The sequence below is a fragment of the Plantibacter sp. lyk4-40-MEA-4 genome, assembly GCF_030209415.1.
Taxonomy (GTDB): domain Bacteria; phylum Actinomycetota; class Actinomycetes; order Actinomycetales; family Microbacteriaceae; genus Plantibacter; species Plantibacter flavus_A.
This window is the reverse complement of sequence record NZ_JARVSA010000012.1, coordinates 1-16,433: the sequence shown is the minus strand read 5'-3', so window position 1 is coordinate 16,433 and position 16,433 is coordinate 1. Positions and strand designations below refer to the sequence as shown.

The 16,433-nt window shown below is 69.8% G+C and carries 19 protein-coding genes; 5 read left to right on the top strand and 14 right to left on the bottom strand.

Going from position 1 to position 16,433, the window contains the following annotated elements:
- Positions 1-28: 28 nt before the first annotated feature.
- The 14 genes from nrdH to QRN44_RS18255 form a co-directional block, all read right to left on the bottom strand.
- Positions 29-286 (bottom strand): glutaredoxin-like protein NrdH, encoded by a 258-nt coding sequence (nrdH, locus tag QRN44_RS18320; protein ID WP_285040007.1) that lies wholly within the window; start codon positions 284-286, stop codon positions 29-31.
- 332 nt (positions 287-618) lie between these two features.
- The gene (locus QRN44_RS18315; RefSeq protein WP_285040006.1) at positions 619-1,272 is read right to left on the bottom strand and encodes a DNA-processing protein DprA; all 654 of its coding nucleotides are present in this window, start codon (positions 1,270-1,272) and stop codon (positions 619-621) included.
- A 52-nt stretch (positions 1,273-1,324) separates the two neighbouring features.
- Positions 1,325-1,666: a hypothetical protein gene (locus tag QRN44_RS18310; protein WP_285040005.1), complete on the bottom strand. Its 342-nt coding sequence runs from the start codon at positions 1,664-1,666 to the stop codon at positions 1,325-1,327.
- 370 nt (positions 1,667-2,036) lie between these two features.
- On the bottom strand, positions 2,037-2,369 hold the full coding sequence (locus tag QRN44_RS18305; RefSeq protein WP_285040004.1) for a hypothetical protein: 333 nt from the start codon (positions 2,367-2,369) through the stop codon (positions 2,037-2,039).
- Positions 2,370-2,413: 44 nt separating this feature from the next.
- A complete protein-coding gene (locus QRN44_RS18300; RefSeq protein ID WP_285040003.1) occupies positions 2,414-2,725 on the bottom strand; it encodes a hypothetical protein in 312 nt (103 codons plus the stop codon).
- Between the two features lie 18 nt (positions 2,726-2,743).
- Complete coding sequence (locus QRN44_RS18295; RefSeq protein WP_285040049.1) at positions 2,744-3,364, bottom strand: DUF6349 family protein; 621 nt, start codon at positions 3,362-3,364, stop codon at positions 2,744-2,746.
- A gap of 49 nt (positions 3,365-3,413) precedes the next feature.
- Entirely contained in the window at positions 3,414-4,304 is an 891-nt protein-coding gene (locus tag QRN44_RS18290; protein ID WP_285040002.1) for an ArdC-like ssDNA-binding domain-containing protein, read from the bottom strand.
- 359 nt (positions 4,305-4,663) lie between these two features.
- Positions 4,664-6,628, bottom strand: a complete 1,965-nt coding sequence (locus tag QRN44_RS18285; protein ID WP_285040001.1) for a hypothetical protein — start codon at positions 6,626-6,628, stop codon at positions 4,664-4,666.
- Between the two features lie 246 nt (positions 6,629-6,874).
- Positions 6,875-7,048 carry a hypothetical protein gene (locus QRN44_RS18280; protein ID WP_285040000.1) on the bottom strand — a complete coding sequence of 58 codons (174 nt, stop codon included), beginning with the start codon at positions 7,046-7,048 and terminating at the stop codon, positions 6,875-6,877.
- Between the two features lie 128 nt (positions 7,049-7,176).
- Positions 7,177-8,187, bottom strand: a complete 1,011-nt coding sequence (locus QRN44_RS18275; RefSeq protein WP_285039998.1) for an FHA domain-containing protein — start codon at positions 8,185-8,187, stop codon at positions 7,177-7,179.
- Complete coding sequence (locus tag QRN44_RS18270; protein WP_285039996.1) at positions 8,184-9,590, bottom strand: AAA family ATPase; 1,407 nt, start codon at positions 9,588-9,590, stop codon at positions 8,184-8,186. The genes QRN44_RS18275 and QRN44_RS18270 overlap by 4 nt, the downstream gene beginning before the upstream one ends.
- 14 nt (positions 9,591-9,604) lie before the next feature.
- A complete protein-coding gene (locus QRN44_RS18265) occupies positions 9,605-10,645 on the bottom strand; it encodes a M23 family metallopeptidase (RefSeq protein WP_285039995.1) in 1,041 nt (346 codons plus the stop codon).
- A gap of 43 nt (positions 10,646-10,688) precedes the next feature.
- On the bottom strand, positions 10,689-11,234 hold the full coding sequence (locus QRN44_RS18260) for a hypothetical protein (protein ID WP_285039994.1): 546 nt from the start codon (positions 11,232-11,234) through the stop codon (positions 10,689-10,691).
- A gap of 2 nt (positions 11,235-11,236) precedes the next feature.
- The gene (locus QRN44_RS18255; RefSeq protein ID WP_285039992.1) at positions 11,237-11,503 is read right to left on the bottom strand and encodes a helix-turn-helix domain-containing protein; all 267 of its coding nucleotides are present in this window, start codon (positions 11,501-11,503) and stop codon (positions 11,237-11,239) included.
- Between the two features lie 154 nt (positions 11,504-11,657).
- Here QRN44_RS18255 and QRN44_RS18250 point away from each other — a divergent pair, with 154 nt between their 5' ends.
- From QRN44_RS18250 to QRN44_RS18230, 5 genes are all read left to right on the top strand, one after another.
- Positions 11,658-12,269, top strand: coding sequence for a DUF6668 family protein (locus QRN44_RS18250; protein WP_285039989.1), 612 nt, complete (start codon positions 11,658-11,660; stop codon positions 12,267-12,269).
- Between the two features lie 10 nt (positions 12,270-12,279).
- Positions 12,280-12,582, top strand: a complete 303-nt coding sequence (locus QRN44_RS18245) for a hypothetical protein (RefSeq protein WP_285039987.1) — start codon at positions 12,280-12,282, stop codon at positions 12,580-12,582.
- A gap of 13 nt (positions 12,583-12,595) precedes the next feature.
- Positions 12,596-13,348, top strand: coding sequence for a DUF8175 domain-containg protein (locus tag QRN44_RS18240; protein ID WP_502928655.1), 753 nt, complete (start codon positions 12,596-12,598; stop codon positions 13,346-13,348).
- 4 nt (positions 13,349-13,352) lie between these two features.
- Positions 13,353-15,020 (top strand): TrbL/VirB6 family protein, encoded by a 1,668-nt coding sequence (locus tag QRN44_RS18235; RefSeq protein WP_285039983.1) that lies wholly within the window; start codon positions 13,353-13,355, stop codon positions 15,018-15,020.
- Positions 15,020-16,433, top strand: a 1,414-nt coding sequence (locus tag QRN44_RS18230; RefSeq protein ID WP_285039981.1) for an SCO6880 family protein, incomplete at its 3' end; no start/stop codon positions are given. The genes QRN44_RS18235 and QRN44_RS18230, both read left to right, overlap by 1 nt.

Here is a 16,433-nt window from a genome sequence, read left to right as displayed (position 1 = left end):
GACGGGAATAGAGTTATTTACGGGTGTGTCACGCGGCGTAGTGAGCTGCCACGCGGTCGATGTGGTCGGGTCGGAATCCCGCCCAGTGGTCTTCATCGTCGACGACGACGACGGGGGCGGAGGTGTAGCCAAGCTCCTTGACGTACTCCAACGCTTCCGGGCTCTCGCTGAGGTCGACCACGCGATACGGGATGCCCTTGCCGTCCAGCGCGCGATAGGTCGCGGTGCACTGCACGCACGACGGCTTGCTGTAGACCACCAGCTCGTCCTGGATCATGTCGCTCATTGTCTCTCTCCTCCCCCTCGTTTTTTTGCCGTGAAGGCGAATTCATTCGCCGCTAGGGAGGACGGCCGGAGTGCTAGTGACCGTGGAATACCGGACTGAGCGCAGCGAGGGAGGATATGCCGCGAAAGCACTAGCGCGCAGGTTGGCCGACCGTATGCTGCCGAAGGCTTCACGGCAAAAGAACGGGCCGAAGGCCCTTGCAGTCGGCCGGCTCCGTCCGGCCGTCGATTAGCCGGCGGCGGCTCCGTCCGCTGCCGGCCGCGGTGGTCGTGACCGGTTCTCGAGAATCGACCGCGGGGGAGGGCGGCGCGGCTGCGCCGCCCCCGATCTGCTCAGGCGAGCATCTGGCGCACGTCGTCGGCCGACGTGATGAGGGTCGCCCCGCCGCGGATGAGCTGGTGGGTGCCCGAGCTGCACACGCTCGTCAGGGGGCCGGGGATGGCCCCGACCGGGCGAGCGAGCTCGCGGCTCCACGTCGCCACGGCGAGCGATCCGCTGCGCCACCCGGCCTCAGCGATCACCGATCCCGCCGACAGGGCCGCGACGAGTCGCTGACGGCGGATGAACCGGTAGCGGCTGGGCGGCTCGGTGGGCTCAACCTCGCTGACGATCGCGCCGCCCGTCTCGACGATGCGCGCGACCAACTCGCGGTGTCCCTGGGGGTGCACGCGGTCCACGCCGCCCGCGGCCACGATGACGCCGGTTCCGCTGCTGTTGAGCGTCGCATACGCGGCTTGCGCGTCGATGCCGTACGCGCCGCCCGTGACGATGGTGTGCGTCTTGGCGAGGTCTGCGGCCAACTCGCCCGCGACGTGCTCGCCATAGGCGGTGCTCGCGCGGCATCCGGTCACCGCGACGGCCTGGCGGGCCGTGAGCGCGTCGACGTCGCCGCGGACCCACAGACGTTCCGGGGCGTCGTCTCCGAGCGCGAGAAGCGCCCACAGCTCGGGGTGCGTGGCCGGGGTGAGTTCGTGAATGGCGGTCATGGTGTCCTCCGGTAATGGGGTTATTGACGGAAATAGAGTTGTTTACGGGTGGTCAGTTGGTGCGCGGGCGGTAGTCGACGCCCCACGTCAGGACCGCCTCGGGGAAGGCGTCGGGGGTCTTGGCGCGCAGCTCGGGGTTCCGGCGGCTGCGCCACGGCTCGCGGTCGCCCTCGGTGGGGATGCCGAAGTAGTCGCGAATCTCGCGGATGCGCTCGACCCACACCGCCGAGTCGCGCACGACGGGGGACAGGCCCGAGTGACGATCCCCGATGAGGGATTCCTGACCAGGGAAGGTCGAGACGCGCAGGTTTCCGCGGCCCAGGTCTTCGATGACGACGCCGGGGCGCTCGTCCAGCGTGATCGCGTCCCCGCGGCTGTAGTTGCTGGTGCTCATGGGTTCTCTCCCTCTCGTTGTTTTGCCGTGAAGGCACGAATGTGCCGCGGAGGGAGAGCGGGTGGAGCGCAACCCGGAGGGCGGTGGGGGAGAGAGTTTCGGCGCGATGTGAGGGAGCGCAGCGACCGCGTGCCGAAAGTCTCGGAGGAGCCGGCCCCCGCGTCAGCGGGGGCTTGCGTGGAGCCCGATCGACCGGATGCTGCCGAAGGCTTCACGGCAAAACAACGGGCCGTCAGGCCCTTGCAGTCGGTCGGCTCCGTCCGACCGTCCGTTAGCCGGCGGCGGCTCCGTCCGACGCCGGCCGCCGTGGTGGTTCCTGGCCTCGGGATGCCGGGGAGGGAGAAGCGGCCCCCGTGGGGGCCGCTCGCGCTCACTCGGATATGTCCAGCTCGTACGGGAAGGCATGCAGGCTGTAGGCGCTGCTCTCGCCGTCGAATCCGGCGGCGGGGTCGTAGATCACGGGCCATTCGTCGAACGTCACCCGGGTCATGGAACCGGGCGCGACCCGTCCGAAGATGTACGGCACGGGCTGGCTGTCGTCGTCGGGGGCCGTCCATCCGCGGTATTCGTCGATGCCCTGGACGTCCTGCCAGGCTTCCGCGACCTGCAAGGCCGTGTCATCGTCCACGATGGGCGCGCCCTTGCTGCTCGTGCCGATGGGCTCGACGTCGAGGGTTGAGCCGTCTGTGAAGGTCAGTCGCACGGTGGGTTCTCCTGTCGGTAATGGGGGTGTTGCCGGAAATAGAGTTATTGCCGGTGCTCGGGGTACTCGGACGCGATGCGGGCGGCGACGTTGCACACGTCGTCGGGGGTCACCTCGTCGAGGAGGATCGTCCGCATTCCGGTGTCGAGGTCGATCCACCACACGGGGCGCACGGTGTCGGCGTCGATCCCGGCGCGGTGGCTGGGGAGGCCGCTCGACTCGTCGAGCGGCCCGAAATACAGCTGAGGGGTCCAGCTCTCCGCGCCCATGTCGGTATAGACGGACGTGGGGAACGGGAGGAGCTGCGCGAGGTCTTCCAGCAGCTCGGCCACGGTGGCGGGGGTGAGGGTGTCCACGGGGGTTCTCCTTCGGTGTCAGTTGTTGGCGGCGAGGTCGTACCCGCCGAACGGGGAGCGGGCTTCGACGTGTCGGCCCTGGTGGGGGCCGCGCTCGGTGCGGATGGGGGAGCCGGGGCGCTGCCACTCGGCGGGGTAGTTCTTCGCGCACCACTTCGCGGCGGCGGCGCGGGCCTTCTTCTCGTCGGTGCGGTCGCTGGTGAGCTGCGGCATGACGGGCAGGGATCGCCACCCCGGCATCGCGTGGTCGTGCCACGCTTCGACGGCCTCGTTTTCGGTGTCGGTGACGACGTGCCAGGCGCAGCCGGGGCACACGGCGAGATTGGTCCCGCCCTGGGGGAGCGGCGCGGCGCTGTGGTCGTGGTCCTCCTGCCGACAGCTCGTGTCCGCGTGGAAGGTGTGCAGCTCGTGGCCGTCCTCGGTGACGACGCGCGCGCCCGCGTTCCACTCGTTGCGGTTCCACATGTGGGAGCGGGGGATGCATCCGAAGTGACCGAACTCGGCGCGGTAGCGCTCGAACGCTGCATCCAGTTCGGCGGGGGTGTAGTAGCTCGTCGTGTAGGTCAGGGGCGCGCCGTCCCACGCGGTCGCGGCCACGGCCTCGCGCTCGAACTCGGCCAGGTCGAACAGGGCATCCATGCTCACGGGTTCCTCCTTGCTGGTGTTGCCGGAAATAGAGTTATTGCCGTCAAGCGGCGACGGTGGCGACGGCCTCGGGCTGCTCGGTGAGCGCGTCGGCCAGGGTGTGAGCTGCGCGGCGCACGTTCGCGGCGGTGGCCTTGATTGTCTCGGCGTCGCACTTGCTCCACCCGGCGACGTATCCGACGCTGTAGCCGCTCGTGTCTAGTCCAAGAATCCCGGCGACGACGTAGGCCACGCTCTCGGCCTCGGTTTCCTTGATGCCGCGGTGCTCGACGTATTCGGCGTGATCTTCCTCGGCGTGCAGCAGGACGTGAGCGGCCTCGTGAAGGGCGGTCTTCGCGGCCTGGGCGGGCGAGAGGTCGGCGTCCAGCACAACGCGGCGCGTCTCGGGGTCGGTGAATCCCTGCGCCCCGCCGGGGATGCTCTCGTGCTCGACCGTCCAGCCCTGCGCGGTGAGGTAGTCCGTCACGGCGTCGAGAATCCCGGCCGTGTCCTCGCCCGTGAGGGGGCGGGCAATGTCGGCGGGGTCGCCCGCCTCGGGGTCGATGAGGTCGGTCTGTCCCATGTCGAACACGGACACCGGGAAGAACATCGTTCGGCGCTGCTCCTCCTCCTGGCCGGTGGTGGGGTTCTCGACCGTCTCGCGCACGTCGCGACCGCCGTAGATGCGGATGCCGCGTTCGCCCTTGCGCACCTGGCGGTTGAGCTTCTGCCACGTCCGGTAACCGGCGACGTGGGACGCCTCGGGGCACTGTCCGAAGATCAACAACAGGTTGTTGATGCTGTAGCGATGGAATGCCTTGGTGAAGTCCAGGAACCGCGCCCACGCCTCGGACTCGCGCAGCGCCTCGACCTGATCCGCGATCTTCGCTTGCAGCTCGTCGGCCTCGGCGCGACGCTGCTCGGCGGTCTTGGTGTTCTTGACGGTGCGGGCCATGTTCGGAACCTTTCGTGCCGGTAATAGAGTCATTTGCTGCTCATCCCCCCACGTTTTTTTGCCGTGAAGGCGGTTTTCCGCCTTAGCAACCGGAGGGTGCAGTGCAACCCGAAGGGCGGGGGAGGAGAGAGTTTCGGCGCGAAATAAGGGAGCGCAGCGACCGCGTGCCGAAAGTCTCGGGGGAGCCGGTGGCGTAGCCACTTGAACGGAGCCCGGAGGTAGCTACGACCGGAGCGCAGCGGAGGGAGCCGCCGAAGGCTTCACGGCAAAAAACCGGGCCGAAGGCCCTAGCTGGCCGGCGTAGCCGGCTCCGTCAGCGAGCCGGCGGCTCGCAAGCGACGGGCACCGTCGCCCCGCCGTCAGGCGATGCGGACAGCTCCCAGCAGTCGGGCCAGCATCAGGTCGGTGTCGTCGAGCTCCACGGGCTCGGCCGCGGCCACCGGCTCGACAGAATTACTCGAGCGGAGATCTCCGTCGACGCTCTCAGGGGCGCTCTCTCGTGCGGCGGTGCCGGCGCGCTCGTGCTCGACGACGCGACGGGCCTCAGCGAAGTTCAGGCGACCGTCCTTGTGGCGCGGGTGCGGGCCGTAGGCGTGGGTGCCGTCCTCGGGGACGAGGGAGAGTTGCCCGCGGCCCGGTCGGCGGCTCGCGTCGGATCGGCGGGGGGCGTGCATCCACGTCTCCTCGGCCTTCCACCAGGCCCACACCTCGCGCTCGACGCGGTAGCGAGCTGCGCGGGCGTCGAGACGTCCAGCGATCGCGAACCGCTCGGCCGCGGCGTCGACGGTGCTGCGTGAGCTGCGCACCCATCCGGCCGGCGTCGGCTCGATGATGCCGGCGTACGCGAGACGATCGAGGAGACGAGCGGTGCGGACGAGGCCGGCGCCGATGGTGCGGGCGAGGTCGTCAAGGGTGGCGGGGGAGTGGTCGGTGCGTGCGTAGATGTTGCCGGCGAGGTGTCCCAGCGCGGGGCGGGTTGAGGTGAACAGGTCGTGCGCGGCATCCGTCATACGGGCGGTGATCGTTGCGAGGAGCTGGGTTCTCTCAGCGGCCCCGGCCCCCGGGGGGCGCGGGTCCGCTTGTGACCGGGCGTGATCCGGGGTGCTGTGGAGAACGTTCCTGGGGTCGATCGTCCACTGAGCCCCGCGCGGTCCCTCGGCCGCGGCGGCGTGGGCGATCCACCCGTCTTCGGCCAGGCGCAGCAGGGCCGTGCGGGCCGTCTCGCGGCCGACGCCGGCCAGGAGGGCCAGGCGGCGGGTGTCGGCCTCCACGGTGCCTCTGAGGGCGTGCAGGGCGATGACGCACAGGACGTCGAGGATGCGGCGATCGGCGGGGCCACCGCCGCGGGTCCAACGGCCGGCGGCGGCGTCGGCGTGCTCCTGGACGTCGCGCACGTGCGCGGCGATCCGGTCGGCGCGCCGGTCGAACGTGGGATCGTCCCCGATCTGGCGTGAGCTGGTGGCGACGTAGCGCACGGCCTTGTCCCACTGGCGCGCGAGGACCGCGGCCTGTTCACGCCGCGGCCGCGGTGTGCGGCCGCGGGGCGTCGTGCGCGTGCGGACGTGCTCTAGGCCCTCTGCGTCGTCGACGAGGGCGGCGACGTCGGCGTGGTGCCAGCGTGCGGATGCTGCGCCGATCAGGACGCGCCAGAGCTGCGCGGAGGCGTCGGCCCCGGCGGGCAGCTCGCGCAGCGCTGCGGCGCTGACGGCGGGCAGCTCGCGACGTCGACCGGGCAGGTACAGCCGGCGGTGCTGATCGACCGGCAGCGGGCCGCTGGGCCGCTCCTGCTCGGTGTCGGCGGGCTCGGTGTCGTCGACGAGCGCGGCGAGACGGGTCACGAGGCCGCGGATTGCCGCTGCGGGCGTCTGGGGGGCCGTCAGGACGTCCAGCGCGCCCGTGAGGGGTGTTGACACGCCTCCGTCGCGGTGCGGCGCTCCTGGGGGCCGTACACAGCCGGTGACGGGGTTCGACAGCGGGGAAAGGTCGAGACTCGGGCACAGGTGTTTTACGAGGCGATTGAGCGTTGCCACGGTGGCCGCGTCGACCGACTCGGCCAGGCCGACCCACACGTGACGACCGCCGGCAGGACCGGACTCGCACACGAGGAAGGGAATACCGGCGTCGACCAGGTGGCCGGCGAGCACGTCGAGGTCGCGCAGCGGCGCGGCAGCGTCGCCGTGGGCGTCGAGGTCGAACGCGAGGAACCGGAACCGCTGATCGGTGCCGGCGAGGTACATCGCCCACGGGCGCTCGGGTGGGCGATCGCGCAGCTCGCGGTCGAGGTAGCGATTCAGGACCGTGCCGTAGGCGTCGGCCACGGCCACGCGCACGCGAGGGCGGGGGCTCAGCTCGACAGTGAGCGCCCAAGAATCTGCGCGCGAATACTGCGAACGTCTAGACCTAGGGGTTATGATGACACCACCTTTCGACCTCGGTTGAACGGAACAGCAAAGCCCCGGTTCCCTACCGGACTTCGTTGGAACTGCCTTGATCTGTCCAGGTCGCCAAACTCAGAAGATCAGGCACTCAGCTTCGGCCCCCCGTCTCGTAGAGGCGGGGGGTCTGCTCGTTTATGCGGCTCTCGTCGACGCCTCCTCGGGAAGGTCGAGCATGGGCGCGGCGGGCGGCTCGGGTAGGTCCCAGCCCTCAGGGATGCCGTTGGGGCCAGGTTTCGCGGCCTTCACAGCGGCTTCGACGATCGCCCACGTCGGGACGTCGAACCGGTCTGCGTAGTCGAGAATCATCGCTTTCACCTCGGGGTCGAGGCGAAAGTGCACACCTTCGACGGGGGCTCCCCGCCGTCGTCGCACGCGCGCTGTCATGGGTCGAACCTATTCGCTAGCGATAGCTAGTTCTGTCTCGACACGCCGGGTCATGCGAGGGTGACGGTGCACTCGACGTCGCCCAGCAGCAGCTTCGCGCCGATGGGGACGACGGTGGGCTCTCCGGGGATGAGCCACCGCGGCGGGGTCGTCAGCAGCTCGACGCCGTTGGCGGCGTTGAGGTCGGTGACGATGATCCGCGCGTGCTCGTCGACCTCGATCGCCGCGTGCGAGCGGGAGAGCTGCTTGCCGGGGCTGACGACGGTGACGGGGTGCTGTCCGTCCTTCGCGATCGGGTCTCGGCCGACGACGACACGGCCCGGGGCCGTGACGCTGCGCTGCGAGGAGAACGCGAGGTGCAGGACGGGCGCGGGCGCACGGCGCACGTGCGTTGCCTCCACGTCTTCGTCCAGCTCGGGAGCGCGCGCGGGGGCTGCGGAGCGTCGCCGGATGGGCGGCGCGATCGGTGCCGGAATCGGCTCGGCCGCGGGCGCGGTTGTCGACACGGGCGCGGCCACGGGGGCCGGCGCGGCGACCGGGGCGGGTGTCACCTCGGGGAGGTGCACCACCTTGTCGACGTCGGCGGGCAGCTCCTCGGGAGCGTCGACGACGACGGCGGGCGGGACGTCGACGGGCTCGCCGTAGGGGGCAACCTCGACGCGCAACGGCTCCTCGATGTGGCACTGGATGCACGTCGTCGACGTGACGGGCTGTAGCCGCCGGCAGTGCCGGCAGCGGCCCTCGTCGACGGTGAGGCCGTCCGCGGCGGGGATGATGCCTTCGGCGTCGACGAGCTGCACGTACCCCTCGGGGCGCACGGCGAGCTGGTAGCTCGCTGCGGCCTCGGTGACGTCCAGGCGCACCGGGCGGCGAAGCTGCACCGCGTAGGACACGGCGCGGGCGATGAGCCCAGTCCTGAGGGCCGCGACGGACTCGGCCGCGCACGCGCGGCTCGTGCCGTTCACGGTCAGGGTGCCGGTGTTGTCGCCGTGCAGCTCTGCGACCAGGCGGGGCCAGGTCGGTACGCGGGTGAGCCCGGGGACGGGCTGTGTGTCCTTCACAGGCCCTTCGCCACCGCTGCGCCGGCAGCGAGCCATGCCCGCTGAGTGGAGGGGCGCAGTGCCCCGTAGTTCAGCACCCCGTCGACCATCGCGGGATCGTGGGGGATGGTCACGGCGGCGCGGGCCAGGCTCTTGTAGCCGTCCGCGACATGCGCGAGCTCGGCGGCGGTGGCCTTGGGGTCGGCCTGGCTTACGACGACCACGGCGTCACGGGCCAGCTCTGCCGATCCCTGGTCGCGCTCGGCCAGCGCTTCAAGGAGAAGCGCGCCGGCTTCGGCGTGGTCGTCGCGGGTGGTCGTGGCGACCACGAGCTGATCGGTCTTGTCGATCATGCGCAGCCACATCGGGTCGGACTCATCGTTGCCGCTGTCGATGAAGATCAGGCGGTAGTACTTCGCGGCGACGTCGTGGATCGCGTCGACGTCGCTCGGCTCGACGCGCTGCTCGTGTGCGAGGGCCATTGGCTTGCTGCGCAGCACGTCGAACTTGTCCTTGGTCTGGTGGTGCACATAGTGGGCCAGGTCGGCCGACTGAGCGCCCGTGCTGAGAAGACGGGGCACCTGGGGGAGAAGGTCGAGGAGGGTCGCCTCGTGCGGCCCCTGCTCGGTGCGCCAGCCCAGCGTGCCGCGGGTCTGGTTGTTGTCCCACGTGAGGACGCCAGCCCCGCCGTACTTGGCGAACACGGCGGCGAGGAGAACGGTGGTCGGGGTCTTGCCGGCCCCGCCCTTGCCGTTCACCACGGCGATCGTGCGCGGCCCGGGCCAGTGCTGAGACACGGCGAGCACGTCGGCGCGCTCGGCGCGCTCTGCCTCGCTGGGGCTCATGCGGATGCCGAAGCGGGTCAGCGACCCGCGCCACCCGAGCGTCGCCGGCTCCTCGGTCTGCTCCTGGGTGAGGAACGACTGACGCGCCTCGCGTCGAGTCGGCTCCGCGGGAGCTGCGGGAGCTGCGGCGATCGGTTCGGCCGCGGGGACGGTGGCGATGGGCGGGACGTCGACGGGTCGACTCGTCCACGCGCTGCTGTCGGCGGGGAGGCCGGATGCCGCGGCGGGAGCGGCCACGGGGGCCGGGACGGGGATCACGGTGTCTTCGTCCACGGCGGGGTCGTCCTCGAGAATCGGCGCCGGTCGCGCCGGCTGCGAGGCGTCCTCGTCCACGCTCCCGTCTGCGTGGACGATGAGGGGCCACTGACCGTCCGGGCCGAATGTCTGCACGCGGACGGGACGCCCGAGCTGCGCGGCGGTCTGAGCGATGAGGGCGACAACCTCGGCGCGAGCTGAGGGCAGGTCGGCCGCGGCAATGTCGTGCGGCGTGCCGCTGATGAACACCTTCGCGGTGCCGTCTGCCGACAGGTGCGCGTCGATCTTGGGGAAGGCGTTGGGGGCTACGTCGATGCTGCTCATGTTCGTCTCCTGGTTCACTGTCCGAGCGTGATTCCGACCGCGGCCATGAAGGGCTCGGGGTCGACGTTCTCGCCATTCACCTGCACCTCGAAGTGCAGGTGGCATCCGGTGGATTCACCGCTGCTGCCGACGCGAGCGATCTGCTGGCCGGCCTTCACCTTGTCTCCGACATTGACGAGCATCCCGGAGTCGTACATGTGCAGGTAGCGGGTGGTGACGCCGCCGCCGTGGTCGATCGCGATGACGCCGTTTCCGCCGCCGTCGAAACCGCGGAACGTGACCGTTCCGTCCTGAGCTGCCCAGATAGGCGAGTCGCAGCCGGGACCAAGATCGGTGCCGGCGTGGAGACGCTGGGTGCCGTAGATCGGGTGTGTACGGATGCCGAAGGGGCTCGTCACCGGTCCTGCGGAGGGCGCAGCCCAGCCTTGGGCGTTGACGCCGCCGGGGACGGTCGGATCGCATGTTCCGCCGCTCGGGCTGCTGTCGCCGGGGTTGAGTCCGGTCTTGACGCCGGTCAGCCCCTCGACGATCTGCACCGCGCCGTCCCAGAACCGCTCGTAGTGGTACGGGTCGGCGTTGATCTGGGTGCGGTGCGCGACGATGGTCGGTTCCAGCGATTCCCGGTCGGGAACCTTCTGGATCATCGCCTGGAAGAACTTCGTCGACGAGATGTAGGGGTTCAGCCGCTCCTCGCGGGTGCCCCATCCGTCCTGCTGCTGGAACAGACCGATCGAGGTCGTGCGGGAACCGTCCGGGTTGGTGACGCCGCCGGTTTCCCAGTCGCCATAGTCGATGTTGCGGAGGCTCGATTCGCCCATCGCCGTCATGACGCCGATGGTCTGATCCCGCACGTTCAGGCCCAAGTCCTTGCCGGCCTGGATCACGTTCGCAGCATTCACAAGCTGCTCGTGGCCGTAGCCGGCTATCTCCGTCTGCGGCACCGAGTTGGGGTCGACCGAGACGCCTGGCGCGCCGGGAACCGCCGCGGTGGCGCACGAGTCATCACCGCCGACCACGACGAAACCGAGCATCATGCCGATGATCAGAATCGGCACGGCTGCGATCGCGTAGGCCCCGCCCCCCTTAGGCCCGGCCACGCTAGTTCACACCCTCGGGGACGATGAACCGGCTTGCCAGCCACGGGCTGTCGGCGTCGGCACGGCTGAGGATCACGCTGTAGGTGCCGGCGTTGGTCGGGACGTCGACGTAAGCGACGTAGGCGCTCGTCTCGTCGGTGATCGTGCCGGGGCCGGTGACACTCGACGCGACGATGCGTGCGGGGTCCATGTATGCGTAGTCGGCGGTGGCCTTCTGATCGAGGAGGGGTTGCAGCTGCGCCCACCAGGCGTCGAAGCCAAGATCGGGGCGGGCGTAAGCGCGCATGACGGCATCCGCCGCGGCGATCGCGCTCTGGCGCGAGTCGTCATCCCAGACGGGCACGGGCCGCGGCCCGTGCGTCTCTCCCGAGTCCTCGTCGATCATTCCGCGCGGGGCCGGGGTCATGGTGGAGGTGTCGGGGAAGATCGGGCCAGACGCGCTCCCGCTGGGAGTCGGCGCGGGCTCGGGGGTGCTGGCGGTCCCCGTGCATCCCGCGAGCACGACGGCAGCGGCGGTCACGACGATGACGGTCCCGATCTTCCTCACGGTCACTCTCCTTCGACGATGGTCGGCTTTACGACGATCACAGGCCCCGTGGGCGTGTGCTTATTCGCCCCGGCGCGGAGAACGTTTTTCAGCTCGTCAGTGATGATGAGCCAGTTCGTGCCGAGCTTGTATCCGGGGATCAAGCCGTCTTTGAGCCACGTGTAGACGCTCTTCTGGGAGACGCCGAGACGCTGCGCTACTTCGGTCGGACCGATTGTCGGAGGGCTCTGCTGGAATAGACGGTCGATCGCGTCGGCGTCGTCTGTCACGGTGAGTCCTCCTGACGGCTGCATGGCCCAATATTACCAATCTGGCTGTGTTTGTACATGGTTGGGAACATTCGGGTGTGCCCTTCCTAGGTTGGGGGGTAAGGGAGTAGGGTTACCGTGTAACGGCAAATCTCACTGTACCTAGGGGGGCAAGATGAGCGACCCGCAGAATCCGTGGCTGTCGCGTCCGACCACGCCGCCGCCTGACGCGGACGTACCGATCGCGGTCGTCCCGTCGACGTTCGGACCTGTGGCACCACAGCGGGGCGTACCCGCACCCGATCAGGTCGACCAGCTCCCGATCGCTGACCAGCGGGCGACGCCCGCGGTCTGGTGGCTCGGGGCGCATGGCGGCGCGGGTGAATCGACGCTGGCAGCTCTCGCGCCGGGGTGGTCCGCCGCCGCCGGCCACGCCTGGCCGCGCAGCTCGAACGGCGAACCGACGCCCGTCGTCATCGTTGCTCGATCGAACGCCTCGGGCCTTCGCGCCGCACAGAACGCGCTTCGGCAGTGGGGTGCAGGGCTGACGCCCTCCAACGTCCTCGGGCTGGTCGTCATGGCTGACGCCCCCGGCCGCATGCCTCGCGCCCTGCGCGACCTCCTCGCTGTTGTCGGCGGTGGTGGCCCTCGCACCTGGACGGTGCCGTGGGTCGACGCCTGGCGACTCGACGAGCCCACTGCTTCACCTGTCCCGCGCGAAGTCCAGCGAGTCATCGACGAGCTGAGCGCAATCCCCGGAATCGGTGCCGCCGGCACCACCAACTGAAAGGCAAGTCATGTCCGCGATCGAAGTGCTGCACTCCGTGAACGAGACGGCCAACGTCCTGGCCGGCGTCATCCCGAACCCCCCGCCCGCGCAGCCGCCGGGGACGGAGGGCGTGACCACAATCCTGTCGTGGCTGAAGTGGATCGGATACGTCGTCGTCGGCGGCGCGATCATCGTCGGCGGAATCCTCATCGCCGTCAGCTTCCGCCGCGGTGAGGGCCACGACGCGCTCCCCAAGATCATCTGGCCTATGGCCGGCGCGATCGTCATCGGCGGCGGTGCCGCCCTGATCGGCATCCTCGCTGGGGCCTAAGGAAGGAACCCTCATGGCTGACGACGACGACACTCAGCAAAACCCGTTCGCCCGCCCCGGCTTCATCGTCGGGGCGGTCGTGGTGGCCGCATTGATCGTTGCCGGCGTCTTCCTCACGATTCTCAACCTGAATCGTGGGTCTGACGCTGCGCCGCCGGCCCCTGACCCGTCGTCCAGTGCCACGTCCAGCGCCGCCCCGTCCCCGACTGCAACCGGGGGCGCGGGCGGCGCTAGCGTCTGTGGCCTGGACGGCGAAGTGCTGTCCGGCACTGTCACAACGGCCCCCGCGTCGACGTGGCAGTACCAGGACGTGTACGCCTACCCGACGTCGCCGACGTACGGGCCGGGAGCGACTGCCCCTCAGGGCTACCGGTACTGCTACCAGCACAGCCCGGAAGGCGCAGTGTTCGCCGCGGCGAACATGACGATCGGGCTGTTCGGAGACGTCGAGTCGCGACGGTCGCTCCTCGAGTACGCACTCACGAACGGCACCTACCGTGACTCCCTGCTGTCGGAGGTCGGATCGTCCTCCTCGGACGTCCGCGCCTCGATTGCAGGCTTCCGGGTGCTGTCGTACGACGGCAGCTCGGCGCGCGTCGACGTGGCCTTCCGCGGCACCGCACAGGGCCAGGCGGTGAACGGCTCAGCCGTGCTCGACCTGACCTGGTGGCAGGGCGATTGGAAGATCGACGCGGACAAGGCAGAGCCTTTCCGCCTCGCACAGCTCCCCGACACCTCGGGGTACATCACCTGGCGACAGGAGTAGATCAATGGCGGCAGGAAACGACGCCGGCTGCGGGTTCTTCGACCCCGGCTGCTGGGCGCAGGACTGGGTGGAGAGCACCCTTGGCGACGCGATCGAGAACCTGGCTCGTGCCGTGCTCGAAGCGTTCGGCAAGGCCGTGGCCTCGCTCGGCACGCTCTGGGTCAACGTCGGCACACCGAACCTCACGGGAACGGGCGGGGGATCGTCCATCGCGGCGGGATCGTCGGCGCCCAACTCTGAGGGCATCATTACGGTGCTCGGTTGGGTGACGTGGATTGCGATCGTCATGGCCGGTATCTCGATCATTCTCCTCGGCGCGCTCATCGCAACGAGGATGCGGAACGGTGAGGGCTTCCAAGCCGCCGGCCGACTCGGGATCGTACTGGGCGCGATCTTCCTGATGAGCGGTGCGACCGCTCTCGTCTCTGGGCTGCTCCCGCGCGGGCCTCAGGGTGCGGGCGGCGCGGTGCTGTTCTTGCAGTCGTCGCTCTGGTGGTACATGGGAGCGGCGGCGGTCGTGTCGGTCATCATCGGCGGCGTCCGCATGGCCTGGGAACAGCGGGCCGAACCGGGCAAGGAGACGGTGAAGAGTCTGCTGACCCTCATCGTCGTTGCCGGTGCCGGCGTGACGATCGTCGGCCTTCTCGTATCGGCCTTCGACTCGTTCTCGGTGTGGATTCTCAACGGAGCGCTGAGCTGCGACGTGGGAGCCGACTCGGCGTGCTTCGGTGAGAACATCGCGACGCTGCTCGCTCTGACGACGAACCCGAACACGGGTGGGCTCGGGGCGCTGCTCATCATCATTCTCGGCATCATCGCGATCCTCGCGACGGCTGCTCAGATCGTGTTGATGATCGCCCGCGGCGGCATGCTCGTGATCTTGACGGGCATCCTGCCGCTGTCGGCGTCGGCCACCAACACCGAAATGGGTAAGGGCTGGTTCAAGAAGAACGTGGGCTGGCTCGTCGCGTTCATCCTGTACAAGCCGGCCGCGGCGATCGTCTACGCCGCCGCGTTCCAGCTCGTCGGAACCGACGTGTTCACCGACGACGGGACGGGATTCATCGCCGTGCTGACGGGCCTCATCCTCATGGTGCTCGCGCTGTTCGCGATGCCCGCTCTGATGCGGTTCGTCACCCCGCTCGTCAGCTCCTTGTCGGCGGGTGCCGGCGGGGCGCTGGGAGCTGCGGCGATCATGGCGCTGCCCTCGGGCGCTGCCGCTGCTGGTCGCCTCGCGACCGGCTCGGGCGGTGGCTCCTCGGCGGGCGGCGGTCCGGGCGCTACCGGCGGGCAGGGCTCGACCGGAGCTGCTGGGCCTTCCGGCTCGAACGGCGGCGGTGGGTCGGCACCTCAGGCCGCTCAGGCGTCTAGCGCGGCTGGTGGCGGCGGTGGCGGCACGACGGGTGCCGCGGCCTCCTCGGGTGCCGCTGGCGGCGGTACGGGCGCTGCTGCCGCGTCTGCGGGTGGTGGAGCTGCTGGCGGCGCTGCCGCGGGCGGCGCTGCTGCCGGTGGTGGAGCTGCTGCGGGTGGAGCTGCTGCCGGCGCTGCCGGTGGCCCTGTCGGCATGGCCGCGGGCGTCGCGATCGGCGCAGCGGCTCAGGGTGTGCAAGCGGCCACGGGGGCCGCGAAGAACGTAGGCAACCAAGCAACGGGTGAAGGGAGCGGGAGCTGATGGCAACCGTAGAGACAAGCCGTAAGGGCGTCCGCACTTACGGGAACTGGCGTCAGCCGACGTCGCCGGGGCTCCTCGGCCTCGGCACGGTCGGCACGGGCCTGATGTTCGTTGCGCTGCTGATCGTCATCGTCGTGCTGATGACGACGAACATCCTCAACGCCGTCATCACCGCCGCGGTGTTCGGCGGGATGATCCTGCTGCTGACGATCCGCGACGCGGACGGTCGTAGCGTGCTCTCGCGCGCAGCGAACCGTGCCGCGTGGTCGTCGACGAAGCGGCGCAAGGCGAACGTGTACCGTTCCGGCCCCCTCGGGCGTTCGGAGTGGGGCACGAACCAGCTCCCGGGCCTCGCGGCTCAGTCCCGGCTCTCCGAGCACGAGGACAGCTACGCCCGCCCGTTCGCGATGATCTACAACCCCCACGCGAAGACGTATTCGATCGTGATCGGAACCGAGCCTGACGGCGCGGCCCTCGTCGACCAGGAACAGGTCGACCTGTGGGTGGCCGACTGGGGTCACTGGCTGCGCAACCTGGCGGATGAGCCGGGGATGGAGGCCGCTCAGGTGACGATCGAGACGGCTCCCGACTCGGGTCGCCGGCTGCGCCGCGAGGTGGAGACGAACACCGACCCGGAGGCACCGGACTTCGCGAAAGCGATGCTCGGTGAGGTAGTGATGAACTACCCCGCCGGCTCGTCGACGGTGAAGGCGTACGTCGCGCTGACCTTCTCGGCGGCACCGCGCAAGGGTGCCAAGCCGCGCACCCCGGAGGACATGGGGCGCGAGCTGGCCGCTCGCCTTCCTGGCCTGACCGCGACGCTGCAAGCGACCGGCGCGGGAGCGGCGCACCCGCTGACGGCTCAGGAGCTGTGCGAGACGATCCTCGTCGCGTACGACCCGGCCGCGGCGACGCTGATCGACGACGCCCACGCCAACGGCGAGGTGCCCGATCTGAACTGGGCCGACGTCGGCCCCACGGCTGCTCAGGCCAACTGGGACAGCTACCGGCACGACTCGGCAACGTCGGTCACCTGGCAGATGACACAGGCCCCTCGCGGCCTGGTGCAGTCGGGTGTGCTGGCGCGTCTGCTGGCTCCGCACCGCGACATTGCACGCAAGCGCGTGACGCTGCTCTACAAGCCGATCGACCCCGCCCGCGCGGCGGCGCTCGTGCAGGCTGACGTGCGAGCTGCGGAGTTCAAGGCCACGTCCAGCCGCAAGCCGGCGGCGCGCGACTCGCTCGCGCTGCGCTCGGCTCAGGCCACGGAGTCGGAGGAGGCATCGGGCGCGGGCCTGGTGAACTTCGGCATCCTCGTGACCGCGACCGTCATCGACCCGAGCAAGGAGGCCGACGCGCGCGCGGCGGTCGATAACCTCGGGGCGACGGCTCGCCTTCGGCTTCGGCCGGTGT